Source organism: Streptomyces sp. NPDC052496, assembly GCF_040679095.1.
Lineage (GTDB): Bacteria > Actinomycetota > Actinomycetes > Streptomycetales > Streptomycetaceae > Streptomyces.
Genome location: NZ_JBFAUH010000017.1, coordinates 158,505 through 184,147, shown reverse-complemented (window position 1 = coordinate 184,147; position 25,643 = coordinate 158,505). Strand labels below are relative to the sequence as shown.

The window sequence follows — 25,643 nt, the reverse complement described above, 5'->3', positions numbered from 1 at the left end:
CATGGACGAGTGGGCGGACCGGCAGGACCGGGTACGGACGCCTGACCGCGCGGTACGGATGCCGGGCCGCGCGCCGCACGACGGCGCCGCGCCCGCGGACGGGACGGCCGCCGCGGGCAACGGCGGCCGCCCGGCCCGCGGCCGCGCGGAACTGGCCTTCTTCACGGACGAGGGCGCGCCCGCCCGGCTGTCGGCGGCCTACTGGGGCGACCTGCCGCCCGGGCAGCAGCGGCACGGGCTGCGCGCCAGGCCGGTGACGCTGGGCGAGGACTGGCGGGTGCTGCAGTACCGCCTGACGCACACCGCGCGCGGTGACCACCGGGCCCGCGACCGGCTGGAGGCGGAGGTGGGCGTCGGACTCGCCGTGCGCCGGGCGTTCGGCGACGCCCCGTACCACCAGCTCTTCGCCCGGTTCGGCGGCTACCACCTGGACGTACGGGAGCCGTTCGTGTTCTACGAACCCGCGCGCGGCCGCCCGCTGTCGGCGCTCGCGGGCCGGGCCACGGTCAAGGAGCAGGAGCGCATCCGCAGCGAACTGGTGCTGGCCGTACGGCTGCTGGAGGCCATCGGCGTCGTGCACCGCGGCCTCACCCCGTACTCCGTACGGTGGGACGGCCGGCACGTCCGGCTGCCCGAGCCGTGCCTCGCCACCCGAGCCGGCCACCCCCGCGAGGCGCTGGGCGAGGCGCCCTGGGCCTCCCCGGAGCAGCGCGCCGGGCACGGCACCGCGGATCCGCGCGACGACCTGTGGAGCGTGGCCCAAGTGATGTACCACCTGGTCACCGGCCGCGAAGGGGAGCCGGACGGGCCGCCGCGCGACCTGGCGCGGCTGCCCGCGCTCGGCGTGCTGTCCACCGCGTACGCGCCCAGGGCGGCGGAGCGCGGCCACCCCGTCGAGGTGCTGCGGATGCTCAACCGGCAGGACCCGCTCCAGGGACGCCCCCTCCCGGCCGACCCCCTGGAGCCCGGACGCCGCGCCTTCGACGAGGAACTGGCGTGCAAGAGAGCGGCGTTGGGCCTGGACGACGGCCCGGAGGCGGAGGCCGGGCCCGGCCGGGTGCCGGGCCGCGGGCTGCGCGCCCTGTTCGGCGCCGGCCGCACGGGCACGGGAGGGCGCCGGTGAGCACCTACACGACGCCGCCCGGCCCCCGGCGGCCGGTGGTGTGCCCGTACTGCCTCGACCCGATCAGCTTCGACGAGGACCGGCTGTACGTACGCGACGAGACCAGCAGCTTCGTCCGGCTCGACCTGTCGGGCGAGCACAACCCGCTGCGCCGCCAGGACGCCCTGCGCGCGGCGTTCCAGGTGTGCGGCAACACGGCGGGCATGCCCGAGCACTACCTGCCCGCCCCCTACCTCACCAACGGCGAACCGCTGACCGTGGCCCTGGTCGGCAGCTCCCGCGCCGGCAAGACCCACCTGCTCGCCTCGATGATCGGCGAGGTGGAGCGCGGCGCGCTGGACGCCCACGGCCTCAAGGCCACCCCGCTGCACACCGACTCGCACCGCGCCTACCTCAACGAGCGGGTGCTGCGGCTGCGGGCCGGCGAGATGCTGGCGCACACCGAGCAGACGGACTTCGCGGAGTTCGCCGACGGACTGCTGGTCAGCCGGGGCGGTACGACCCGGCCCGTGGTCTTCTTCGACCTGTCGGGCGAGGATCTGGAACGTACCGGCCGGGTGACCCGGTTCCTGGCCGCCGTCAACGCGTTCCTCTTCGTCGTCGACCCGCTGCGCGCGCTGCCGCTGCCGTACCTGGACGCCGTACGCGAGCGCACCAAGCAGCGCGCCGACGACCTCGGCGACCGCTCGTTCGGCACCGTGCTGGACCGGGTGCCCCGCGACGGGCCGTACGTGGACGCGGCGGCCGCGGTCGTCGTGGGCAAGAGCGACCTGATCCGCTTCGAGCCGGCCGTGGCGCGCTGGCTGACCGCGCCCGAGAGCGCCCGGCCCACGGCGCGGGCGCTGCGCGACGAGAGCCGCGACGTGTACGCCTTCCTGCGCCACCACGGCGGGCCCGCGTGGCTCAAGCCGTTCAGCGACTGCGCGCGGTGCACCCTGCACTTCGCGTCGGCCACCGGCGGCCAGGAGGACGCGGGCGGCTTTCCCCAGGGCGTACGGCCGAGGCGGGTGCTCTCCCCGCTGCTGTCGGTCTTCGCGATGTGCGGGCTCCTGCCGGGAGCCGACCCCCAGGAGGTGGGACTGTGAGCGGGACCGACGCGCCGGTGCACCAGATCGTCTTCCGCTGGGACGCGGACCTCGCCGTCGGCGGCGCGGGCGTGGGCCCGGTCGCCTGGTCGGGCAACCGGGCCGGGCTGGAGCCCATCTACCGCAAGGTCGCCTCGCTGCTGAGCGTGCCCGGCGACAAGGCGCGCGAGAACCTGGCCCGGGTGGAACTGCGGGGGGAGCCGGGGCACGAGAGTTCGGTGCTGCTGATCCGCCGCATCCCCGACCAGGACCGCGGCGGCCGCCCCAGCACCACCTCCCACGCGCTGCTGGGCAGCGCGTCCGTGCTGACGCCCGCCCGCTGCCTGGGCCTGCACGCCTGGCGCTGGGACGGCAGCGACATCAACCTGCGGGAGGCCGAGGGCCGGTCCCTGGAGTGCGTACCGGCCCAGGTGCTGCGGGCGGCCACCGAGCCCGAGGCGCCGGCCCTCACCGAACGGGCCGGACTGTTCGCCGGCGAACTGACCGCGGTGCTCACCGAGCGCCTGCGCGCACCGCGCCGGCGCCTCTCCGTCCTCGACCACACGGACGGCGACGGCCCGGTGCACGTCCTGTGGGCGCTGTGGAACCTGGCCGGACGCGCACTGCCCGGCTGGTCCTTCGCCACCCACGACACCCGCGACGCCCGGCCGTTCCGCTACGTCTTCGTACCGGAGTGGCCCGTGTCGGCCACCCGCGACCAGCAGCTGACCCGCCTGGACCCGGCGCGCCCGGGCCGCGGCGGGGACGGCCGGGACGGCCGGGTGCCGGACCACGGCGACCAGGCAGGGGAGGCCGCCGCGCGGCTGGCCGAGCACTACCTTGAGATCCGCCACGACCCCGGCGCGCTGCGCGGGACGCGCGACGCGCTGGCCGAACGGCACGTCTTCGAGGAGGAACGCCTCGACGAACGGGTGCGCCTGGTGCACGAGGCGCTGAAGTGGCTCAGCCACGCCGGGAGCCACCGCCGCACCCGCACGGACCGGGCCACCGAGCCCCGCGAGCCGCGGTACGACCGGTCCAGGACGGAGCGGTACGACACGGCGTACGAGGGCCGGGCGTACGAGGACCGGAGCTACGAGGACCGGGCCGACGACGGCCGGACGTACGAGAGCCGGGCACACGACGACCGGCCGTACGAGAACCAGCCGCACGACGACCGGTCCTACGAGAACCAGCCGCACGGCGACCGGTTCTACGAGAACCAGCCGCACGACACCGCGGTCTTCGACCACATGCGGCAGGACCAGGAGCGGTCGGCCGTACGGGCCGGTACGGGACTCGTCCGCGAGGTGACCGCCGGCGAGCTGCGCCGGGCACTGCACCACAAGGACGCCGGGGACTACCTGGACGCCGGCGCGGACCGGGTCCTCCTGGAAGTCCTGGAAGGCGGCCTGCCCGCCGAACAGGCCGACCGGGTCGCCGAGACGCTCGTCCTGCGCGCTCCGCACCGCTCCGCCGCCGACGCCCAGGAGGTCTGCGAACGGCTCCTGCGCGCACACCTGTTCCTCGGCCCGTACGGCGAAGACCGCGACGAGGACCCGGTCTCCGGGCCGGACGGCCGCCGGAGGGTCGCGGCGGCCGTGCACCTGTACAACGAGCTGGTGCGTCCGTACGGCGAACGGGGCGGCACCCCCGGTCTGTTGCGGCACGTCCTGCCGGACCTGTGGCACGGCCACCAGGGACGGGGCCGCGCGATGCTGCGGCAGCTGATCGCCGACGGCCGGTCCACCGGCTTCGGGGACCAGGGCTGGCGCGCCCTGTTCGAGGCCGCGACCCACCCGGCGACGACGGCGACGGCGGTGCGGGAGGAACCACCGCCCGGCCGCACCACCGGCCGCTTCCGGCTCACCGGCCGCCGCTTCCGCGACCCCCGCTCCCGCGACCGGCAGTCCGGCGACAGCCGCCCTCCGGACGACGTGTACGGCCGCGCGGAGGACGCGGCCGGCAAACTCTGGGTCACCGCGCTGCTCGCGCTGATAGCCGTCGCGGTGATCCTGATCGCGGTCATCCTCGTGGCGGGCTCCTAGCGGGCGCGCGGCCGGGCAGCCCCGGAAACCCCGTGTCGCGGTCCCTCCGGAGTCCTCCGCCGCGGGCCCCGAACGGCGAAGATGGTGGGCATGGGATTCCACGTCGACTCCGAGGCCGGGCGGCTGCGCCGCGTCATCCTGCACCGCCCCGATCTGGAGCTGAAGCGACTCACGCCGACCAACAAGGACGCTCTGCTCTTCGACGACGTGCTGTGGGTGCGCCGGGCGCGCGCCGAGCACGACGCCTTCGCGGACATCCTGCGGGACCGGGGTGTCGAGGTGCACCTGTTCGCAGACCTGCTGGCGGAGACCCTCCAGCTCCCCGAGGCCCGCGCGCTCGTACTGGACCGGGTCTTCCACGAGAAGGAGTACGGGCCGCTGGCCACCGACCACCTGCGGGCCGTCTTCGACTCGATGGCCGTGCCCGAACTGGTGGAGGCGCTGATCGGCGGGATGACCAAGCGGGAGTACCTGGCGGCGCACCCGGAGCCGACCTCGGTCCGCTTCCACGTGATGGACCTCGACGACTTCGTCCTGCGCCCGCTGCCCAACCACCTGTTCACCCGCGACACCTCGGCGTGGGTCTACGACGGGGTGTCCATCAACGCCATGCGCTGGCCGGCCCGGCAGCGCGAGACCGTGCACTACGAGGCGATCTACCGGCACCACAAGCTGTTCCGCGGCGGCGGCTTCAACGTCTGGTCGGAGGGGCAGGCGGCCTATCCGTCGACCATCGAGGGCGGTGACGTGCTGGTGCTCGGCAACGGCGCCGTACTGATCGGGATGAGTGAGCGGACCACTCCGCAGGCGGTGGAGATGCTGGCGCGCGGCCTGTTCGCGGCCGGGTCGGCCCGGACGATCGTGGCGCTGGACATGCCCAAGCGGCGGGCCTTCATGCACCTGGACACGGTCATGACGATGGTGGACGGCGGAACGTTCACGCAGTACGCGGGGCTGGGGATGCTGCGCTCGTACACCATCGAGCCGGGCGCCGGTGACGAGGAGCTGAAGGTCACCGACCACCCGCCGGAGCACATGCACCGGGCCATGGCGGCCGCGCTGGGCCTGGACGACATCCGGGTGCTGACCGCGACGCAGGACGTGCACGCGGCCGAGCGCGAGCAGTGGGACGACGGGTGCAACGTGCTCGCCGTCGAGCCGGGCGTGGTGGTGGCCTACGAGCGCAACGTCACCACCAACACCTTCCTGCGCAAGCGCGGCATCGAGGTCATTACCATTCCGGGCAGCGAGCTGGGGCGCGGCCGGGGCGGGCCGCGCTGCATGAGCTGCCCGGTGGAGCGCGATCCGGTGTAGGGCGGGAGCCGCGGCCGGGTAGGAAGGGAAGGGTGCGGCGCGGGAGGTCCGCCTGAATAGAGATACGTCTGATCGTATACACTTCCAGTGTTCTGACAGCCGCGACTAGGAGCCCACCATGGCGACAGACCTCAAGGGCCGCCACTTCCTCAAGGAGCTGGACTTCAGCGCCGAGGAGTTCCACGGCCTCGTCGACCTGGCGGCCGAGCTGAAGGCCGCCAAGCGTGCGGGCGAGGAGGTCGCGCGCCTGCGGGGCCGCAACATCGCCCTGATCTTCGAGAAGACCTCCACCCGCACCCGCTGCGCCTTCGAGGTCGCCGCCGCGGACCAGGGCGCCTCCACCACCTACCTCGACCCGGCAGGGTCGCAGATGGGGCACAAGGAATCGGTCAGGGACACCGCCCGGGTCCTCGGCCGGATGTTCGACGCCATCGAGTACCGGGGCAGCTCCCAGGCCGTCGTCGAGGAACTGGCCGCGCACGCCGGCGTGCCGGTCCTCAACGGCCTGACCGACGCGTGGCACCCCACCCAGATGCTCGCCGACGTGCTCACGGTCAAGGAGCACGCGCCCGGCCGCCCGCTGACGGAGATCGCGCTCGCCTACCTGGGCGACGCCCGCTACAACATGGGCAACTCCTACCTGATCACCGGCGCGCTGCTCGGCATGGACGTACGGATCGTCGCGCCCGAGGGGCTGTGGCCGGACGAGGAGGTCGTCACCCGGGCCAAGGAGCTGGCCGCGCACAGCGGCGCCCGCGTCACGATCACCGCTGACGTGGCCGAGGGGGTGCGCGGCGCGGACTTCGTCGCGACCGACGTATGGGTCTCCATGGGGGAGCCCAAGGAGGTCTGGGACGAGCGGATCGCGCTGCTCGGCGGCTACGCCGTCACGATGGACGTGCTGCGCGCCACCGGCAATCCGGACGTGAAGTTCCTGCACTGCCTGCCCGCCTTCCACGACCTGGGCACCGCCGTGGGGCGCGAGATCCACGAGCGGCACGGCCTGACCTCCCTGGAGGTCACCGACGAGGTCTTCGAGTCCGCGCACTCCGTCGTCTTCGACGAGGCGGAGAACCGGCTGCACACGATCAAGGCGGTCCTGGTCGCCACCCTGGCCTGAGCGGGCCGCTGTCCCGCCCGCGCGGCCCGGCGCCGCGCGGGCCCGGTCCCGTACGTCCGTATTGCATGGCTATACGGCCTCATGGGCGATCATGCAGGGGTACGGGCTACCATCGAACGGGAGCGCGGGTTCGGGCCTGCAGATCCCGCCCCGTTCCCCGCGCGGCCCATGCGCCGCACCCGCATCCCCGCGCCAGACCCACGCACCACGCACCACGCACCACGCACCACGCACCACCAGAGATGAGAACCACCCCCATGCCTTCGTCAGGTCCGTCCGGACTGCGCATCAAGTCCCCCGACGTCCTCGTCGCCGAATCCGGCGCGGATCTCGAAGGCCACGGCCTCAAGCGCACCATGGGGCTCTTCCAGCTCGTGTGCTTCGGCATCGGCGCCATCGTCGGCACCGGCATCTTCGTCGGCCTGTCCGACACCGTCGCCCAGTCCGGCCCCGCCGTCCTCGTCTCCTTCGTGCTCGCCGCCGTCACCTGCGTCTTCACCGCCTTCTCCTTCGCGGAGCTGGGCGGCGCCATTCCGGTGTCCGGCAGCTCCTACTCCTACGCGTACGCCACGCTCGGCGAACGCACCGCCTTCCTCGTCGGCTGGTGCCTGCTGCTGGAGTACGGCGTCTCCGTCTCGGCGGTCGCGGTCGGCTGGGGGCAGTACCTGAACGAGCTGCTGAACAGCCTCGTCGGGTGGCAGCTGCCCGCCGCCCTGTCCAGCCCGCCCGGCGACGGCGGCATCGTCAACGTCCCGGCCGTCGTGGTGATGCTGCTCGCAGCGGTGCTGCTGGTGCGCGGCATCCGGGAGAGCGCCCGCGCGACCGCCGCGATGGCCGTGCTGAAGCTGGGCATCCTGGTCCTGTTCTGCGCGATCGCCTTCACCGCCTTCCAGGACGGCAACCTCACGCCGTTCGCCCCGGAGGGCATCGCCGGCATCACCTCCGGCGCCTCGGTCGCCTTCTTCTCGTACATCGGCTTCGACGCGATCACCACGGCGGGCGAAGAGGTGAGGAACCCGCGCCGGAACATCCCCACCGCAATCATGATCTGCATCGGTCTGGTCACCGTCCTGTACTGCGTGGTCGCGCTCTCCGCCATCGGCGCGCTCTCCGCCGGCGAGGTGGGCGACAAGCCCGCGGCGCTCTCGCTCGTCGTCAACCAGGTCACCGGCTCCGCCGTCGGCGGCGGGGTCATCGCCTTCGGCGCGGTCGTCGCCATCGCCTCCGTCGTCCTGGCCGTCATGTACGGGCAGACCCGCATCCTGATGGCGATGTCCCGCGACGGGCTCGTCCCGCGGGTCTTCGAACGCATCTCGCCGAAGACCGCCACCCCGGTGGCGGGCACCTGGATCGTCGCCGTGCTCTTCGCGGTGCCCGCCGCGGTGGTCCCGCTGGACGTCGTGATGAACCTGACCACCATCGGCACGCTCGCCGTGATGGCCGTCGTCAACGTCAGCGTCATGGTGCTGCGCCGCACCCGCCCCGGCCTGCCGCGCCGCTTCCGGGTGCCGCTCTTCCCGCTCAGCCCGGTCCTCGGCATCGCCTTCTGCGCCTACCTGATCTACGGCACGGGCCCGGCGACCTGGCTCCAGTTCGCCGCCTTCCTGGTGGTCGGCGCCCTGGTCTACGCGCTGTACGGACGCCGGCACTCCCGGCTGGGCCAGGGCGGTACGGGAGGTACGGAACCGGCGGGCGACGGGAGCGACGACGCCCGGCCGGTCCCAGCGGGCCCCGGGGGCACGCTCAGCTGACGGGGGCGCCGAACCACCGCGGCACCTGGGCCAGCAGCTCCTGCTGGTCCTCGCCGGCCCACGCGACATGCCCGTCCGGCCGCAGCAGCACCGCGGGCACGTCCAGTTCCTCGCTGACGTCGACGACGTGGTCGATCCGGTCCTCCCAGCCCGGCACCGAGAGCCGGCCGGTCTGGTCCAGCAGCAGCCCGCGGCCGCCGTGCATCAGTTCGTAGAGGCGGCCCCGCTTCAGCTGCACGTCCCGCAGCCGGCGGCCGAGCAGTTCGTGGCCCGCGCCGAAGTCGTACCGGACCCCGACCGCGGTGATCTTCTCGATCAGGTACCGGTTGACCTCCTCGAAGTCCATCAGCTCCGCCACCAGCCGGCGCACCGACTGCGGCCCCGGCTCGGTGGACATCAGCAGCATCTGCGCGCGGGTGTTGTCCAGTACGTCGGCGGCCACCGGGTGCCGCTCGGCCTCGTAGCTGTCCAGCAGCCCCTCCGGCGCCCAGCCGTTGACCGCGGCGGCCAGCTTCCAGCCCAGGTTGAACGCGTCCTGCACGCCGAGGTTGAGCCCCTGCCCGCCGGTCGGCGGGTGGATGTGCGCCGCGTCGCCGGCCAGCAGTACCCGGCCGGCCCGGTAGCGCTCGGCATGCCGGGTGGCGTCACCGAACCGGGACAGCCAGCGCGGTGAGTGCACGCCGAAGTCGGTGCCCGCGACGGCCCGCAGCTGCTGCTGGAACTCCTCGAACGCCGGCGGCACCGAACGGTCCTCGGTCACCCCCGCGGCGGGTACGACGACGCGGTACCACCCGTCCCCGAGGTGCCCGGCGCCGAACCGCTTCTGGGTCCTGCGCACTTCGGTCATCACCTCGGTCAGCGTCTCCTGCGACGCGGTCAGCCGCATCTCGCCCAGCAGCGTCTCCACCCTGGTGGGCTCGCCGGGGAAGCCGATGCCCAGCAGCTTGCGCACCGTGCTGCGGCCGCCGTCGCAGCCGACGAGGTAGCGCGAGCGCAGGTGCGTACGGTCCGCCAGCTCGACGGTCACCCCGTCCTCGTCCTGGCTCAGCCCGGCCACCTCACAGCCGCGCCGGAGCTCGACGCCCAGTTCGGCGGCGCGCTCGGTCAGCAGGCGCTCGGTGACCGGCTGCGGGATGCCGAGGACGTACCCGTGCGCGGTGTCCATCCGGTCCGGCCACGCCTTGCTGATCCCGGCGAAGAAACCGCCGACCTCGTACCGCGTGCCGTGCGCGAGGAAACGGTCCAGCAGACCGCGCTGGTCCATCACCTCGATGCTGCGCACGTGCAGACCGAGCGCGCGGACCACCTCCGTCGGCTCCGGCTGCTTCTCCAGTACGGCCACCCGCACCCCGGCCAGCCGCAGCTCGCACGCCAGCATCAGCCCCGTGGGCCCGCCGCCGACAACGATCACGTCGAACATCAACAACCACCGTCTCCGCAGATTCTCCAGCTCAGGACGGTGATTGTGCGGCACGAGGGGGGCCTTGCGGCAAGGCCCCCGGTGCGATATATGTTAGTAGTGGCAAGGAGTGGGTTCTCCTCCTGCCCTTTCTTTTTGCCCGCGTGGGCGTCTTCCTCCACCACGCAGGGACCGTCCCGTGCCCCGGTTCGTCTCGTGCACCCCCTGCCGGCCGACAGCGACCTCTGCCTGCCGGCGGCGCCGACGCCCCCGTGCCGGTATCGCGCACTCGTGACGACGGTCACGCAACGGTGATAGCTTCGAAGCGCGCTTGCGTGACCGCACCAGCCGTCCGGCTGAAGGGGGCAGTAGCCCGATGAGCCCGTTCACAGGTTCCGCCCGTACCACCGACGCATGGCAGCACATCCGCGTGACCAGGGAAGACGGCATCGTCACCGTCACCCTCGCGCGCCCGGACAAGCTCAACGCGCTGACCTTCGAGGCGTATGCCGACCTGCGGGACCTGCTCGCCGAGTTGTCCAGGGAACGGTCGGCGCGCGCCCTGGTCCTCGGCGGCGAAGGCCGCGGCTTCTGCTCCGGCGGTGACGTCGAGGAGATCATCGGCGCCACGCTCGCCCTGGACACTGCGCAGCTGCTGGACTTCAACCGGATGACCGGCCAGGTCGTACGGGCCGTACGGGACTGCCCGTTCCCCGTGATCGCCGCGGTGCACGGCGTCGCGGCCGGGGCCGGCGCCGTCCTCGCCCTGGCCGCCGACTTCCGCGTCGCCGACCCCTCGGCCCGCTTCGCCTTCCTCTTCACCAAGGTCGGCCTCTCCGGCGGCGACATGGGCGCCGCCTACCTGCTGCCGCGCGTGGTCGGCCTCGGCCACGCCACCCGGCTGCTGATGCTCGGCGAACCGGTCCGCGCACCGGAGGCCGAACGCATCGGCCTGCTCAGCGAGCTGACCGAGGAAGGCCGCGCGGACGCCGCGTCCCACACCCTCGCCCGGCGGCTCGCCGACGGGCCCGCGCTCGCCCACGCCCAGACCAAGGCGCTGCTCACCGCCGAACTGGACATGCCGCTCGGCGCCGCCGTCGAGATGGACGCCGCCACCCAGGCCCTGCTGATGAACAGCGCCGACTACGCAGAGTTCCACGCCGCCTTCACCGAGAAGCGGCCCCCCAAGTGGCAGGGGAAGTAAGGGTGGGCGCCCGCGAGGTGGCCGTCATCGGGGGCGGTCCGGGCGGCCTGTACGCGGCCGTCCTCCTCAAACGCCTGCGTCCGGAGCGGGACATCACCGTCTGGGAGCGCAACGCCCCCGACGACACCTTCGGTTTCGGCGTCGTCCTCTCCGACGAGACGCTCGGCGGCATCGAGCACGCCGACCCGCAGGTGCACCGCGCGCTCCAGCGCGAGTTCGTCCGGTGGGACGACATCGACATCGTGCACCGCGGACGGACCCTGACCTCCGGCGGCCACGGCTTCGCGGCCCTCGGCCGCCGTACGCTGCTGCGCGTCCTGCACGAGCGCTGCCACTCCCTCGGTGTACGGCTGAACTTCCGCACCCAGGCCCCGCCCGCCGCCGACCTCGCCGCCCGCCACGATCTGGTGATCGCCGCCGACGGGGTGCACAGCCTCACCCGCACCGCGCACGCCGACGTCTTCGGCCCGTCCGTCACCACCCACCGCTGCCGCTACATCTGGCTCGCCGCCGACTTCGCCTTCGACGCGTTCCGCTTCGAGATCGCCGAGACCGAGCACGGCGTCGTCCAGCTGCACGGCTACCCGTACGCCCGCCCGGAGAGCGGTCCCGAGCACCCGGACGGCGCCAGTACCGTCATCGTCGAGATGCGCGAGGAGGTGTGGCGCCGGGCCGGGCTGGACCGCTGCGACGAGCGGGAGTCGGCCGAGTGGTGCGCCAAGGTCTTCGCCGACGCGCTGAGCGGCCGTCCGCTGCGCTCCAACAACTCCGCCTGGATCGCGTTCCGCACGGTCGTCAACGAACGCTGGTCGCACGGCAACACGGTGCTGCTCGGCGACGCCGCGCACACCGCCCACTTCTCCATCGGCTCCGGCACCAAACTGGCCGTCGAGGACGCCCTCGCCCTGGCGGCATGTCTGGAGGAGCACGCTGACCTGCCGGACGCGCTGACCGCGTACGAGGCCGAGCGGCGGCCCGTCGTCGCCTCCACCCAGCGGGCCGCCCGCGCCAGCCTCGCCTGGTTCGAGGAACTGGCGGAATACGTCGGCCAGCCGCCCCGCCGGTTCGCCTTCAACCTGCTCACCCGCAGCCGCCGCGTCACCCACGACAACCTGCGGCTGCGCGACCCGGGCTTCGTCGCGGCGGTCGAGGAGGAAGCCGGCGTCCCGGCCGGCACCCCGCCCATGTTCACGCCCTTCCGGCTCGGCGGCCTGACCCTGCGCAACCGCGTCGTGGTCTCCCCGATGGACATGTACTCCGCCGACGGCGACGGCACACCGGGCGACTTCCACCTGGTCCACCTCGGCGCCCGCGCGCTCGGCGGCGCCGGACTGGTGATGACGGAGATGGTCTGCGTCAGCCCCGAGGGCCGCATCACCCCGGGCTGTACGGGCCTGTACGCACCGGAGCACGAGACGGCCTGGCGCCGCGTCACCGGCTTCGTGCACGCGCAGTCACCCGGCACCGCCATCGGCGTCCAGCTCGGCCACTCGGGACGCAAGGGCTCCACCCGCCTCATGTGGGAGGGCATCGACCAGCCGCTGCCCGACGGCAACTGGCCGCTCGTGGCGCCCTCCGCGCTGCCGTACCGCCCCGGCGTCAACCAGATACCGCACGCCCTGACCGAGCCCGAACTCGCCGAAGTGCGCGAGCAGTTCGTGCGCGCCGCCCGGTCGGCCGCCCGCGCCGGCTTCGACCTCCTCGAACTGCACTGCGCCCACGGCTATCTGCTCTCCGGCTTCCTCTCCCCGCTCACCAACCGGCGCACCGACGCGTACGGCGGCGACCTCACCGCGCGGCTGCGCTTCCCGCTGGAGGTCTTCGACGCGGTACGCGCCGCCTGGCCCGCCGACCGGCCCATGACGGTCCGGATCTCCGCCACCGACTGGGCCGAGGGCGGCACCACCGCCGAGGACTCCGTGGAGATCGCCCGCGCCTTCGCCGCGCACGGCGCCGCCGCCATCGACGTCTCGACCGGCCAGGTCGTCCCCGACGAACGCCCTGACTACGGACGCTCGTACCAGACCCCGTTCGCCGACCGCATCCGCAACCGCCTGGGCGTCCCGGTGATCGCGGTGGGCGCCGTCTCCTCCTGGGACGACGTCAACTCGCTCCTCCTCGCCGGCCGTGCCGACCTCTGTGCCCTGGCCCGCCCCCACCTGTACGACCCCCACTGGACCCTGCACGCGGCGGCCGAACAGGGCTACTCGGGCCCGGGCGCGCCGTGGCCGCTGCCGTACCGCGCGGGCAGCCGGACACCGCCCACCGGGCGGACGGACGCGCCCAAGCCGCGGCTGCGGCTGGGGTAGCGTCACCCGGCCCGCCGTTCCGTCGGCGCGGGCCGTGCGGCGGGCCTACCGGCCGGCGGTCCGTGCGGTGAAGACGGTACGGCCGTTCTGCTGGATGGTGACGTCCTGGAGGAGGCGGCCCTCGGCGTCGTGGCCGGCGGGGGTGACCTCGACCCAGCAGGGGGCGTCGAGTTCGCCGTAGCGGTGGAAGGAGCACCGCATGTCGGTGGGCAGGGAGAAGGCGGGGCCCGCGGCGGCGTGCGCGGCCTGGCGGGCGGCTTCCATCATCAGCATGCCCGGGGCGTGGTCGACGGGGTGGTCGAAGAGCACCGGGTGCGCGGTGTTCACCCGGAGCTGCCAGCGGTTGGCGCGGCCGGTGGGGGAGAGGACCACGTCGCCGGTGCGGTCGCGGGCCACCAGGCGCGGGGCGACCGGCTCCGCCGGCTCCAGCTTGCGGGCGTTGGCCCGTTGCAGGTCGCTGTACTCGCCGCGCAGCCGGCGGTAGACGGCCGGGGTCTGGCAGGCGAAGTGCAGTTCGGCGGTGGCCAGGTCGGTGCCGTCGCGCAGGACGCGGTAGCCCAGCCGCGCGCCGGCCAGCCGCCGGCCGCGGTGCAGCAGGTCGTGGTCGGTGATGTGCAGTTCTATCTCGGCGGGCGAGCCGGTGACGCGCAGCGCGTCGGGGACCAGGGAGTAGTGCAGGTCCTGCCAGATGATCGGGTGGTCGAGCGGTACGCCGTGGGCCACGTGGCTCAGCAGGATGCTCGCCTGCCGCACCGTCTCCACCAGCAGCATCGGGTCGTGCAGGCCGTCGACCGGGCTGTAGAAGCTGTGCGCGCGCGGCCACTGGGCGCTCACCACCCAGGCGTCGGTCCCCGCGCGGCGCCAGTCGGTCAGGAACACCTCGGACACGGCGGTCCGGTGCACGTACTGCCGGGGCACGGTCGTCGTCAGCGGCGGCAGGTCCGAGAGGCCGGTGTGCCCCCGTCCGGCGAACGGACGGTGGTCTGCTGCGGTGGACGGCGCGGTGAGCGTGGCGCTGGCCATGCGGGTTCCCTCCCTGGTAGCGGCTCACTTCGCTCGGACATCGTGAGCCTCGGTGGTGGACCGACGCAGCCTAAGGTACAAACCGGATGGTTTGTTTTCTAGTGCTTCCACCAGGCTTTCTTGCGCCAGGGAGGGGTGAAGGAGAGCGGGGAGCCGGCCGCCGGTGTGGGGGGTGCGGCCGGCGTACCGTCAGGCCGCGGTCCGCACCGAGCGGCCGTGCGGGTCGAGATGGCTCAGCGCGCCCGGCGAGGCCAGCCCGGGCAGGATGTGCTTCCACAGGGAGGTGACGCGTTCGGGCAGGTCGTGGCGGTTGGAGGTGGCGTGCGAGAAGAGCTGCACCCCCATGTAGGCCGAGACGAAGAACTCCGCCGCCCGGTCCGGCGCGATTGCCGGGAGCAGTTCGCCGTTCTCCTTGGCGTCCGCGAACATCGTGGTGACGATGTCGATCCAGGCCTGGTACGGCACCAGCGGATCGTCGGTGAACGTGGTCTCCACGGCGATCCGGGTGCCGGCCTGGAGCAGCGGATCGTCCCGCAGCGCCACCGCCACCTGGTGCGTGAAGTCGATGGCGTCCTGCAGCCGGGAGTCGGTGACCTGCGGAATGAAGGGGTCGGTCTGCTCCGCGATGACGGCGCGGGCGAGGGCGTCCTTGGAAGCGAAATGGAAGTACAGGGCGCCCTTCGTGACGCCGGCCCGCTGGATGATCTCCGCCATCGTGGCCGCTTCGTACCCGCGCGTGCCGATGACCTGGGCCGCCGCTTCGAGGACGGCACGTCGTGTGCGCACTGCGCGTTCCTGCTTGACCACCGATCGTCCTCCGTATGCTTTCTGAGGGGGTGTCGTGCTGGGGGGCAACGTCACAAGTCCGGTCCGTCAGTCTATTTTCGGCGCCCTAAAAAAGCCAACCATGCGGTATTGAAACCAGGGTTGGTCCGTAGTAACCGCCGGAGCCCACCGGTGGCCGCCGTCCTCACAGGAGCTTCGTCTTGGCCGCATCACCTGCCGCCCCCGAACCGTCCGCCGCGTCCGCCGCCCCTTCCGGCGCGGAGCTGCCCGCCACCCACCGGGAGGTACGCCTCGCCGCCCGCCTCCGGGGCGCCCTCGGGCCGGAGCACTTCACGCTCGCCGAGGCGCCGCTGCCCGCTGCGGGGCCGGGCCGGCTGCTCGTCCGCAACCGGATCATGACCGTGACGGCGGCGATGTGCTCGATGATGTCCGACGCCGAACTGCCGATGCCGTCCTTCGTCCCGGGGGAGGCGCTGTGGGGGCCGGCCGTCGGCGAGGTGGTACGGGCGTCCGGTGGTGGCTTCGCACCCGGTGACCTGGTGGTGCACCCGTACGGCTGGCGGGAGTTCGCGGCGGTGGAGGAGGGGCGGGCGCGGCGCGTCGACCCGGCGGAGCTGCCGGATCCCGCCGCGCACCTGTCGCAAGGCGCGACCGCCTGGGGAGCGCTGACCCGGGCCGCGCAGGCCGGGCCGGGCGACACCGTGTTCGTCACGGGAGCGGCGGGCGGCGTCGGCAGTATGGCGGGGCTGCTCGCCAAGCGGCTGGGAGCGGCCCGCGTCATCGGCAGTACGGGGTCCGCGCACAAGATCCCCTACCTTCGGGAGGCGCTCGGTTACGACGCTGTGGTGCTTCGCGGCGCGGGTCCGGTGGAGGAGCAGCTGCGCCGGGCGGCACCGGACGGCATCGACGTCCTGCTGGACCTGGTCGGCGGCGAGCAGCTGAGCGCGGCGCTCGCCGTGGCCCGTACCGGAGCCCGGTTCGCGCTGGTGGGCGCGCTCTCCGGGCAGCTGGGCGGCGGCGCAGGGCCGGCGGCGCCGGTCGAACTGGACTCCCTGCTCATGGTGGTGCGCAGGGTCGCGCTGCGCGGTTTCTCCATGGTCGACCACCCGGACCTGTTCCAGGAGTGGACGGCGGAGTTCGGGCGCGGACTGCGGGACGGCTCCCTGGTCTTCGCCCACACCCGGCTCCAGGGACTGGACCAGGCCCCGCGCGCCCTGTGCGAACTGACCCGGGGGGACCACACGGGCGCCGTGCTGGTCGAGGTGTGACCGGAGTCCGTACCGGGCCGGTCCGGTCAGTGGGCCGGTTCCGGTACGGGCGCGGCCGCCGTGCTCACCCCGCCGGGCAGCACCTGCGCCCACAGATCCGTGACGACGTCCTTGTCCCACCACGCGCGGTCCTCCTGCCCCAGGTGCAGCAGACCGACGACGAGCGCGGTGAGCAGCCGCGCGGAGCGCCGTGGGTCGTCGCCCGGCGGTAACTTCCCGGCCGCGTGATCGGTCGTGGTCTTCGCCAGGAAGAGGGAGAACCACCGCTGTTCCAGCTCCGGTTCGGCGATGCCCGGCGCGGTCTCCGGGCGCAGTTGCAGTCCGGCGCGTACGACGACGTCGGCGTCCACCCGGCCGAGCAGCCCGATGGCGAAGTCCCGTACGGCGGTGGGCGCCGGCTGCGGGGCGCGGGCCAGCTCGTCCTCCAGGATCCGCAGGGCGCCGAGGGCCTCGTCGCGTACCGCGAAGGTGAGGTCTTCCTTGGACGCGAAGTGGAAGTAGAGGGCGCCTTTGCTGAGCCGGGCGCGCCGGCTGATGTCGACCATTCCCGAGGCGGGTACGCCCTTTTCGGTGAAGGCCTCGGCGGCCGCTCGGAGGAGCGCCTGGCGGCTTTGGATCGCACGATGCTGCGTCGGCACAGTGTCCGTCCTGTCTCTAGTCCGGCTGTGAGCGCACCGCATTCTACATACGAAACCAACCATGCGGTTCGAAAACGGAATTGGGCAGTGACGGCTGATATCCCAGTGATGTTCTGGTGCGGATGAGGTGAACGGGTTTGCTGTGTGCGGCATACCCCGTCAGTTCCCGCTTCACCGTACGGACGTGGGCCGTTGGCCCAGCCCTCGGGCGCGCCGCAGGGTGCATTGACAAACAGCGCAGACGGTTTTTAAATCTGGCGAAGGCGAGGCAGGGGAGGGACCTCTCCCGGAGCAGTTCCGTTCCGGTACGAGCACGCCACTCTTGGACACCGGTGTGCCCCGGCGCGTCCGCCGCTTCCCGGGTGGGCGCCGCCGGCACGTCTTCCCGCGTCCGGCACCGTCGTCACGGACGGCGACCGGACCCACAGCTGCACAAGGCCCACAGAAAATCGGAAGGTGTCGAGCAATGCGTGAATCAGCGGGAACCGTGCCACGTCCCGGGGGCGCCGCGCGGGCCGCGACCGGCGAAACCATCAGGGCCGCCGTCTTCGATCTCGACGGAACCCTCGCCAACACCCTGCCGGCGATCAGCAGGCTGCTGGTCAAGGTCGCCTCCGAACAGGGCCGTCCGGTCACCCCCCGGCAGGCCGCCGCCGCGATCGGCAAGCCGCCGGGCCCGGCCTTCGGCAAGCTGCTCGGCATGCCGGAGGACCACGACGCGGTGGTGGCCGCCATCGGCCGCTACCGCGAGCTGTTCGCCTGCGAAGTGCTGCGCGAGGGACCGAGGTTACTCTTCCCCGGCGTGGCCGCCGGACTGTCCGCGCTGCGCGCCCACGGCATCGAGCTGGCCGTGGCCACCTCGAAGGGCACCCGCAGCGCCGAAGCCCTGCTGGACGTGCTGGGCATCCGCGACCTGCTGGGCCCCGTCATCAGCCAGGAGATGGTCCGGCGCGGCAAGCCGCACCCGGAGATGGTGCTGCGGGCCGCCGCCGACCTGGGGGTGGCGCCCTGGGAGAGCGCCTACGTCGGTGACACGGTCAGCGACATGCGGATGGCGGTCACGGCCCGTATGGAACCGGTCGCGGTCACCTACGGGGTGGGCAGCTTCGGCGAGTTGGCGGCGGTGGCCGGCACCCGGATGTGCGGTTCGTTCAAGGAGGTGGTCTCCGCCATCGCCGCCGCCCGGCCGCGGCCGATGGCCGGCACCGCCGCCCACCAGCGCAAGCGCTGACCCCGCGGCACGGCGTCAGGCGCCGGACGCCGTCGGCCCCGGCCCCTCGACCGCGGCCCGCACGAACCGCGCGCCCGCCGCCCGCAGCCGTGTGTGCAGCCGGCCGAAGACGTCCGCCGCGTGGCCGCCCGGCCAGTCCTCGGGCAGGAGGGGAGAGGGCAGGCCGGGGTCCGCGTAGGGCAGCCGGCGCCAGGCGTCGAGCGCCGGCAGGTAAGCGCGGTACGCCGCCTCGGAAGGGACGGGGCGGCGGCCGGACCAGTGCTGGAGCACGGGTTCATGGGCGGCCAGGAACGCGCGGTGCCGGTCGGCGAGCGCCCCCAGGTCCCACCAGCGCGCCACCGCTTCGGCGGTCGGTTCGAAGCCCGCGTGCGCGCCGGTGAACAGGTCGACGTACGAGGAGAGGTGCAGCCGGTCGAGGGTGTGCCGGGTCTCGTCGTACAGGTGGGACGGCGCGATCCACACACCGGGCGCGGCCGTGCCGAAACCGAGCCGGGCCAGCCGGGAGCGCAGCAGATGCCGCTTGTTCCGCTCCTGTTCGGGCACCGAGAAGACGGCCAGGACCCAGCCGTCCGAAGGTCCGGCGGCCGGCCGGCCGTAGATCCGCCGGTCGCCGTCGTCCAGGAGCTGGTGCGCCGCGTCCGACAGCCCGTACGCGGCGGCACCCGACTCCGTACGGGCGGGCACGAGCAGGCCGCGCCGCTTGAGCCGGGAGACCGCCGAGCGCACCGACGGCGGGTCGACACCGAGCACCCCGAGCAGCCTGATCAGCGCGGCGACCGGCACCGGGCCCGGCGTTCCGGCCGGGCCGCCGTTCCGGCCGCGCCCGTACGCGCCGTAGAAGGTGACGATCAGGGACCGCGGCGTGCCCTGCGCGTACTGGTCGCTCACGTGGTCGTTTCCCGCCTTGTCGGACTCCGGGCCGCGGGCCCGGGGCGCGGGGACGCGCGCGGACGGCTGCCGGGTCGTGGCCGCTCAGGGCGCGATCGTAGCCGCAGCGGCCGGGAGGCCGTACGCCGGGTACGGCAGGTACGACGGGTGTGGCGGCACCGCGAACCGGCGCCGCAGGACTCCGCTCTCACGCCGCACCGCCCCCGCCACCCGCACGCAACCGGAACCGCTGGAGCTTGCCCGTCGGCGTCCGGGGCAGCGCGTCGTGGAAGACGATCTCGCGCGGGCACTTGTACGGGGCGATGACCGCCTTGGTGAACTCACGCAGCGCCGCCACCGTCTCCGCTCCGCGCGCCACCCCCGTACGCAGCACCAGGTGGGCGACCACGACCTGGCCGCGCTCCGCGTCGGGCCGTCCGACGACCGCCGCCTCGGCGACATCGGGGTGGCGCAGCAGTGCGTCCTCGACCTCGGGCCCGGCGATGTTGTACCCGGCCGAGATGATCATGTCGTCCGCGCGTGCCACATAGCTGAAGTAGCCGTCCGCGTCCCGCACATAGGTGTCGCCGGTCAGGTTCCAGCCGTCGCGCACGTACTCCCGCTGCCGCTCGTCCGCCAGATAGCGGCAGCCCGTCGGACCGCGCACCGCCAGCAGCCCCGGCGTCCCGTCCGGCACCGGCCGGCCGTCCGCGTCCACCACCCGTGCCTCGAAGCCGGGCACCGGCAGCCCCGTCGTCCCGGGCCGGATCCGCTCGTCGGCGGCCGATATGAAGATGTGCAGCAGTTCCGTGGCGCCGATGCCGTTGATGATGCGCAGGCCGGTCGCCTGCTCCCACTCCCGCCAGGTCGCCGCGGGCAGGTTCTCGCCCGCCGACACACAGCGCCGCAGCGAGGACACGTCGTGCGCGCCCAGCTTCGGCAGCATCACCCGGTAGGCGGTCGGCGCGGTGAACAGCACCGAGACGCGGTGCCGCGCGATGTCGCGCAGCAGCTGTTCCGGGCCGCCCCAGTCGGCCAGGTACGACGACGCGCCGGCCCGCAGCGGGAACACGACCAGCCCGCCGAGCCCGAAGGTGAAGCCGAGCGGCGGACTCCCGGCGAACACGTCGTCCGGCGTGGGCCGCAGCACCTGCGCGGAGAAGGTGTCGGCGATGGCCAGCACGTCGCGGTGGAAGTGCATACAGCCCTTGGGGCGCCCGGTGGTGCCCGAGGTGAAGGCGATCAGCGCGACGTCGTCGGCCGCCGTCGGCACCGCCTCGTACGGGCCCGGCCGCCGTCCGGCGAGCCGCAGCAGGTCCGCGGGCCCGTCCGCGCCGTACGTGGTGATCCGCAGCCCCGGCACGCCGGCCGCCGCCAGGTCCCCGGCCACCCGCACGTCGCACAGCGCGTGTGCCACCCGGGCCAGGCCGCAGACGGTCGCCAGCTCGTGCGGGCGCTGCGCGGCCAGCACGGTCACGGCCACCGCGCCCGCCTTCAGCACCGCCAGCCAGCAGGCGGCGAGCAGGGGAGTGGTGGGGCCGCGCAGCAGGACCCGGTGGCCGGGCAGCACCCCGAGGTCACCGGTGAGGACGTGGGCGATGCGGTCCACCCGCTCGCGCAGCTCCCCGTACGTCCAGACGGTGCCGGACGCGTCCCGGAACGCCGGGCGGCCGGCGCCCAGCCGGTCGATCGTGGCGTCGAGCAGTTCGGCGCCGCAGTTGAGCCGGGCCGGGTATCCGAGGTCGGTGAGGCGGGGCCACTGGCCGGCCGGGGGGAGGTGGTCGCGGGCGAAGGTGTCGAGGTGTGCCGAAGGCGTCAGGTCCATGCCGGTGTGCCCCCTTGCGGACGACGGCGGGGACGCTCGGAACCGTGCGCGGACCTGCCCGGCTCCCGGCCGTGACGTGCTGGGGAAACCGTCCGGGTACTGCCGTGCCGGCCCGCCGTCAGCGTAACGTGTCGGTGACGGCAGTCAACAGAGCGCGATACGGTCCGGCGGCGCGGACCGTACCGGTGAGGGCGCCCGGAGCCGCCGGGCCGCCCGTGCCGGGTGGGGTCCGCCGCGTACTGGCAGGCGTCCGCCGCGTATTGGAGGGCGCCCGCCCGTACTGGCAGGGCGCCCGCCGCGTACCGGCAGGGCGTCCGCCCCGTACCGGCAGGGCGCCCGCCGCGTACCGGAAGGCGCCCGCCCCGTACCGCACCGACCCGAGCGACCCGCCCGGCCACCCCGGGCCTGAGACGAGGGAGCCGCCCGTGACCGCATTCGCGCTGGGACCGGAAGACCGCCAGTGGTGTACCGAACTGCGCGCCCTGACCGCCGGACAGCTGCGCCCGCTGGCGGAGCGCGGCGCACCCGGCCGCGTGAACCGCCCCCTGGTGGCCGCCCTCGGCGAACTCGGCCTGCTGCGCCGGATGTTCCCCGCCGACGGTCCGGTGCGCGCCCTCGACCTGTGCCTGCTGCGCGAGTCACTGGCCCAGGAGTCGACCGGGGCGGAGACCGCGCTCGCGCTCCAGGGCCTGGGCACGTACCCGGTCGTCCAGTCCGGCACGCCCGCCCAGCGGGACCGCTGGCTGCCCGAAGTGGTGGCCGGCCGCGCGGTGGCCGCCTTCGCGCTCAGCGAGCCGGACGCCGGCTCCGACGCCGCCGCGCTCACCCTGACCGCCGAGCCGGACGGCCCGCCGGGCGCCGACCGCTGGCGCCTGACCGGCGAGAAGTGCTGGATCTCCAACGCGCCCGAGGCCGACTTCGCCACCGTCTTCGCCCGCACCGGCGGCGGCCCGGGTGCCCGGGGCATCACCGCCTTCCTCGTCCCCGCCGACCGCACCGGCCTGTCCGGCACCCCGCTGGACATGCTCAGCCCGCACCCGATCGGCACCCTGGCCTTCGACGGTGTCCCGGTCACCCGCGACGACGTGGTGGGCGAGGTGGACCGCGGCTTCGGCGTCGCGATGCGTACGCTCAACCTCTTCCGCCCGAGCGTCGGCGCCTTCGCGGTCGGCATGGCCCAGGCCGCCCTGGACGCCGCCCTCGCGCACACCGCGGACCGCACCGCGTTCGGCGGCCCGCTCAAGGACCTCCAGTCCGTCGCCCACCAACTCGCCGAGACGGCCACCCGTATCGAGGCCGCCCGCCTGCTGGTCTACGCGGCCGCGACCGCCTACGACAGCGGCGCACCCGACATCGCCAAACGCTCCGCGATGGCCAAACTCCTGGCCACCGAGACCGCCCAGCACGCCGTGGACACGGCCGTCCAGCTCCACGGCGCCCGCGCCCTGCGCCGTGGCCACCTCCTGGAACACCTCTACCGCGAGGTCCGCGCACCGCGCATCTACGAGGGGGCGACGGAGGTGCAGCGGTCGATCATCGCCAAGGAGCTGTACCGGGAGCGGTGAGGGGAGCGGTGACGGGAGCGATGACCGGGGACCGTCAGGCCGGCTCGGGCACCGCCCGCTGCCCCGGTCCGTTGTACGCGCCCAGGGGCCGGATCAGCGCGTTGGGGGTGAGCTGTTCGGTGATGTGGGCGGTCCAGCCGGTGACACGGCTCATCACGAAGAGGGGGGTGGAGGACGGGGCCTCGAAGCCCATGCTCTTGCGCCCGCCCCCCAGGGCCGCCGCCGGCCACGCGTCGGCACTCTCCGGGAGGCCGAGCTCCGCCGGCATGCACATCACCGCCTCGTCGGCGCCGCCGAGCGGCCCCTTGAGCGCGCCGACGGCGGCGGTCACCGCGCTGCGGAGGTCGGAGAGGGTGGATGTGACGACGCGCGCGGAGCTCGAAGGAACGGCGCGCGGCCAGTTCCTGCACCGGATAGCCGCGGTAGGTCAGGGAGTTGGTCTCGGGTATCACCGTGGAGACGGCGGTGGTGTCGACGACGACACCCGCCAGGCCGCGGTGGATCTCCGGTGGGGTGATGGTCATGAGGGCTTCCCCTACGGGTCGGTGGCGGAGCGGCTGTGGGTGCGTTCTGGGTCTGTTGCGAATTAGTCGCGGATCGGTCGCGGATCGGTCGTGGATCAGTCGCGGGTCGGTCGCGGGTCAGTCACCGGGCGGGAGCGTGAAGTCGGAGACGGCCGAGTCGAAGGCCGCGTACTGCTCGTACCCGAGGAGTTCGTACAGGCGGGAGCGGGTCTGCATACGCGGCAGCAGCGCCTCCTGAGTGCCGTCGGCGGCGAGGGTGCGCAGGCCGTCCTCGACGGCGCCCATCGCCAGGCGCAGCAGGGTGACGGGGTAGAGGGCGATGTTGTAGCCGAGCCGTTCCAGGGTGGCCGCGCCGAGCAGCGGGCTCTTGCCGAACTCGGTCATGTTGGCCAGCAGGGGTACGTCCACGGCGGCCCGGAACGCGGCGAACTCCGCCTCGTCGCGCAGCGCTTCGGGGAAGACCGCGTCGGCGCCCGCGTCCACGTACGCGCGAGCCCGGTCCACCGCCGCGTCCAGACCCTCCACGGCGCGTGCGTCCGTACGGGCCATCAGCAGGAAATCCGGGTCGCGGCGCGCGTCGGCGGCGGCCCGCAGCCGGCGCACCATCTCCTCGCGCGGCACCACCGCCTTGCCGTCCAGGTGGCCGCAGCGCTTGGGATTGACCTGGTCCTCCAGGTGCAGCCCGGCCAGACCGGCGTCTTCCATGAGCTGGACGGTCCGGGCGGCGTTCATCGGCTCGCCGAAGCCGGTGTCCGCGTCGATCAGGAAGGGGAGGCCGGTGACCCGGGTGAACTGCTGGGCGCGGGCCGCCAGCTCCGTCGACGTGGTCAGCCCGATGTCGGGCAGTCCCAGGTCGGCGGCGAGCACCGCGCCGGACAGGTAGCACGCGTCGAAGCCGGTCTCCTCGATGAGCTTCGCCGTCAGCGGGCTGATCGCGCCGGGGACGCGCAGCAGCCGCCCGGAGGCGAGCTTTCCGCGCAGGTCGCGGCGGCGCTGGGCCGCGGTGGTGCGGGTGTGCAGCATCAGAACAGGCCCTTCGGGAGCGCGGCGTCGTACGCGGCCAGGCCGTCGGCGTCGACGGCGGGGAAGAGGCGGTCCAGGCCGGGCCCGTCCAGCGTGGGCAGCCCGTGGGCGGCGGCCAGGAAACGGTCCTGTGCCCCGGGGGCCACGACCCCCTCGGCCAGCGACCGGAACTTGGCGGCGTAGTCCGCCCGGCCGAAGGGCCGCGCCCCGGCCGGGTGCGCGTCGGCCACCGCCAGCTCGTCCTCGACCACCGTGCCGTCGGCCAGCGTCACCACCGCCCGGCCGCCGAACGCGCGCCGCTCCGGATCCGGATGGTGGTAGCGGCGCGTCCACTCCGGGTCCTCGACCGTGCTGATCTTCCGCCACAGCTCCACGGTCTCCGGCCGCCGCGCACGCTCGGGCGCGTACGAGCGCGCGTGGTGCCAGCCGCCGTCCTCCAGCGCCACCGCGAAGATGTACGGCACCGAGTGGTCCAGCGTCTCGCGGCTCGCGTGCGGATCGTACTTCTGCGGATCGCCGGACCCGGAACCGATCACCTGATGCGTGTGGTGGCTGGTGTGCAGCACGACCGAACGCACCTTCTCCAGCGGCCCGGTCCGCTCCCGCAGCCGCCGCGCCAGGTCGATGACGGCCTGCGCCTGGTACTCGGCCGAGTGCTCCTTGGTGTACGTGTCCAGAATCGCGCGCCGCGCCTCACCGGGCTCCGGCAGCGTGACGGTGTACACGGCCTCCGGACCGTCCAGCAGCCACGCCAGGAACCCGTCCTCGCCCTCGTAGACCGGGGACGGCGACCCCTCACCGCGCATCGCCCGGTCCACCGCCTCGATCGCGGCCTTCCCGGCGAAGGCCGGGGCGAACGCCTTCCAGTTGGAGATCTCGCCCTTGCGGGACTGCCGGGTCGCGGTCGTCGTGTGCACCGCCTGCTGCACGGCCTGGTACACGGTCTCCGTGGGCAGCCGCAGCAGCGCGCCGAGGCCGCACGCCTGCGCGGCGCTCAGGTGGGCGACGTGGTCGATGCGGTGCCGGTGCAGGCAGATGCCCCGTACCAGCGCGACGTGCACCTCGTACGCGGCGACGATGCCGCGCAGCAGGCCGGCGCCGCCCCGACCGGTGTGCTGGGCGACCGCCAGCAGCGGCGGGATGCTGTCGCCGGGGTGGGCGTAGTCCGCGGCCAGGAACGTGTCGTGGAAGTCCAGCTCCCGTACGGCGGTGCCGTTGGCCCAGGCCGCCCACTCGGGGGAGGCCCGCCGGCCGCCGGCGCCGAAGACGGACGCGCCGGGCGTACCCGGATGCGTCCGAGCCTGGGCGCGGGCGACGGCGACCGGGCGGCGGCGCAGCGCGGCCACGGCCACCGCGGCGTTGTCGACGACCCGGTCGGCCGCCGTCGCCGCCGCGTCCGGATCGAGGTCCGGGGCGTCCTGGGTGCCGGTGGCGACGGCCGCCAGCTTCCAGGCGAGCTGCTCCTCGCGCGGCAGCCGGGCGGCGCTGGGACGGACACGTACCTGATGCTCGATCACGGTGCTCCTCGAAGACGCGACGTGGTGCTTCCGAGCCTGCCCCG

At 73.7% G+C, this 25,643-nt stretch carries 19 protein-coding genes and 1 pseudogene; 11 read left to right on the top strand and 9 right to left on the bottom strand.

The genetic code is table 11. The features are described 5' to 3' along the window. Position 1 precedes the first annotated feature (1 nt). From AB0L45_RS23350 to AB0L45_RS23325, 6 genes are all read left to right on the top strand, one after another. Positions 2–1,123, top strand: coding sequence for a hypothetical protein (locus AB0L45_RS23350; RefSeq protein ID WP_365842856.1), 1,122 nt, complete (start codon positions 2–4; stop codon positions 1,121–1,123). Further along, positions 1,120–2,208, top strand: a complete 1,089-nt coding sequence (locus AB0L45_RS23345; RefSeq protein ID WP_365842854.1) for a hypothetical protein — start codon at positions 1,120–1,122, stop codon at positions 2,206–2,208. The genes AB0L45_RS23350 and AB0L45_RS23345 overlap by 4 nt, the downstream gene beginning before the upstream one ends. Then, positions 2,205–4,235 carry a hypothetical protein gene (locus AB0L45_RS23340; protein WP_365842853.1) on the top strand — a complete coding sequence of 677 codons (2,031 nt, stop codon included), beginning with the start codon at positions 2,205–2,207 and terminating at the stop codon, positions 4,233–4,235. Before AB0L45_RS23345 ends, AB0L45_RS23340 begins: the two co-directional genes overlap by 4 nt. 90 nt (positions 4,236–4,325) lie before the next feature. Continuing rightward, positions 4,326–5,549: an arginine deiminase gene (locus AB0L45_RS23335; RefSeq protein ID WP_365842851.1), complete on the top strand. Its 1,224-nt coding sequence runs from the start codon at positions 4,326–4,328 to the stop codon at positions 5,547–5,549. Positions 5,550–5,667: 118 nt separating this feature from the next. Then, entirely contained in the window at positions 5,668–6,669 is a 1,002-nt protein-coding gene (gene argF / locus AB0L45_RS23330) for an ornithine carbamoyltransferase (protein ID WP_365842849.1), read from the top strand. A 257-nt stretch (positions 6,670–6,926) separates the two neighbouring features. Next, positions 6,927–8,420, top strand: coding sequence for an amino acid permease (locus AB0L45_RS23325; RefSeq protein WP_365842847.1), 1,494 nt, complete (start codon positions 6,927–6,929; stop codon positions 8,418–8,420). On the opposite strand, the gene rox is transcribed toward AB0L45_RS23325, so the two are convergent. After that, positions 8,413–9,840 (bottom strand): rifampin monooxygenase, encoded by a 1,428-nt coding sequence (rox, locus tag AB0L45_RS23320; protein WP_365842845.1) that lies wholly within the window; start codon positions 9,838–9,840, stop codon positions 8,413–8,415. The genes AB0L45_RS23325 and rox overlap by 8 nt on opposite strands. A gap of 355 nt (positions 9,841–10,195) precedes the next feature. On the opposite strand from rox, the gene AB0L45_RS23315 reads away from it, so the two are divergent. Both AB0L45_RS23315 and AB0L45_RS23310 read left to right on the top strand, forming a co-directional pair. After that, the gene (locus AB0L45_RS23315; RefSeq protein ID WP_365842843.1) at positions 10,196–11,023 is read left to right on the top strand and encodes an enoyl-CoA hydratase family protein; all 828 of its coding nucleotides are present in this window, start codon (positions 10,196–10,198) and stop codon (positions 11,021–11,023) included. Continuing rightward, positions 11,008–13,332, top strand: coding sequence for a bifunctional salicylyl-CoA 5-hydroxylase/oxidoreductase (locus tag AB0L45_RS23310; protein WP_365842841.1), 2,325 nt, complete (start codon positions 11,008–11,010; stop codon positions 13,330–13,332). Before AB0L45_RS23315 ends, AB0L45_RS23310 begins: the two co-directional genes overlap by 16 nt. Positions 13,333–13,377: 45 nt before the next feature. On the opposite strand, the gene AB0L45_RS23305 is transcribed toward AB0L45_RS23310, so the two are convergent. Further along, positions 13,378–14,355 carry a ScbA/BarX family gamma-butyrolactone biosynthesis protein gene (locus tag AB0L45_RS23305; protein ID WP_365842839.1) on the bottom strand — a complete coding sequence of 326 codons (978 nt, stop codon included), beginning with the start codon at positions 14,353–14,355 and terminating at the stop codon, positions 13,378–13,380. Positions 14,356–14,544: 189 nt separating this feature from the next. Continuing rightward, a complete protein-coding gene (locus AB0L45_RS23300) occupies positions 14,545–15,141 on the bottom strand; it encodes a ScbR family autoregulator-binding transcription factor (protein ID WP_365842837.1) in 597 nt (198 codons plus the stop codon). Between the two features lie 263 nt (positions 15,142–15,404). Between AB0L45_RS23300 and AB0L45_RS23295 the strand changes: the two genes are divergently transcribed. Continuing rightward, positions 15,405–16,409: an NADP-dependent oxidoreductase gene (locus AB0L45_RS23295; protein WP_365842920.1), complete on the top strand. Its 1,005-nt coding sequence runs from the start codon at positions 15,405–15,407 to the stop codon at positions 16,407–16,409. 26 nt (positions 16,410–16,435) lie between these two features. Here the strand turns inward: AB0L45_RS23295 and AB0L45_RS23290 are convergent, their stop codons facing one another. Then, complete coding sequence (locus AB0L45_RS23290) at positions 16,436–17,089, bottom strand: TetR/AcrR family transcriptional regulator (protein WP_365842835.1); 654 nt, start codon at positions 17,087–17,089, stop codon at positions 16,436–16,438. Positions 17,090–17,513: 424 nt separating this feature from the next. Here AB0L45_RS23290 and AB0L45_RS23285 point away from each other — a divergent pair, with 424 nt between their 5' ends. Beyond that, positions 17,514–18,278 carry an HAD family hydrolase gene (locus AB0L45_RS23285; RefSeq protein ID WP_365842833.1) on the top strand — a complete coding sequence of 255 codons (765 nt, stop codon included), beginning with the start codon at positions 17,514–17,516 and terminating at the stop codon, positions 18,276–18,278. A gap of 15 nt (positions 18,279–18,293) precedes the next feature. On the opposite strand, the gene AB0L45_RS23280 is transcribed toward AB0L45_RS23285, so the two are convergent. Together AB0L45_RS23280 and AB0L45_RS23275 are read right to left on the bottom strand one after the other, a co-directional pair. Continuing rightward, the gene (locus AB0L45_RS23280; RefSeq protein ID WP_365842831.1) at positions 18,294–19,166 is read right to left on the bottom strand and encodes a PaaX family transcriptional regulator C-terminal domain-containing protein; all 873 of its coding nucleotides are present in this window, start codon (positions 19,164–19,166) and stop codon (positions 18,294–18,296) included. Positions 19,167–19,353: 187 nt separating this feature from the next. Further along, on the bottom strand, positions 19,354–20,970 hold the full coding sequence (locus tag AB0L45_RS23275; RefSeq protein WP_365842829.1) for an AMP-binding protein: 1,617 nt from the start codon (positions 20,968–20,970) through the stop codon (positions 19,354–19,356). A 425-nt stretch (positions 20,971–21,395) separates the two neighbouring features. Between AB0L45_RS23275 and AB0L45_RS23270 the strand changes: the two genes are divergently transcribed. Then, the gene (locus AB0L45_RS23270; RefSeq protein ID WP_365842827.1) at positions 21,396–22,535 is read left to right on the top strand and encodes an acyl-CoA dehydrogenase family protein; all 1,140 of its coding nucleotides are present in this window, start codon (positions 21,396–21,398) and stop codon (positions 22,533–22,535) included. A 34-nt stretch (positions 22,536–22,569) separates the two neighbouring features. Here AB0L45_RS23270 and AB0L45_RS23265 read toward each other — a convergent pair. The 3 genes and pseudogenes from AB0L45_RS23265 to AB0L45_RS23255 all read right to left on the bottom strand — a co-directional run bounded on the left by AB0L45_RS23265 (position 22,570) and on the right by AB0L45_RS23255 (position 25,599). Next, a pseudogene (locus AB0L45_RS23265) lies at positions 22,570–23,059 on the bottom strand (citrate/2-methylcitrate synthase). Between the two features lie 117 nt (positions 23,060–23,176). After that, a complete protein-coding gene (prpB, locus tag AB0L45_RS23260; protein ID WP_365842825.1) occupies positions 23,177–24,082 on the bottom strand; it encodes a methylisocitrate lyase in 906 nt (301 codons plus the stop codon). Continuing rightward, a complete protein-coding gene (locus AB0L45_RS23255; protein WP_365842823.1) occupies positions 24,082–25,599 on the bottom strand; it encodes an MmgE/PrpD family protein in 1,518 nt (505 codons plus the stop codon). The genes prpB and AB0L45_RS23255 overlap by 1 nt, the downstream gene beginning before the upstream one ends. Positions 25,600–25,643 lie beyond the last annotated feature (44 nt).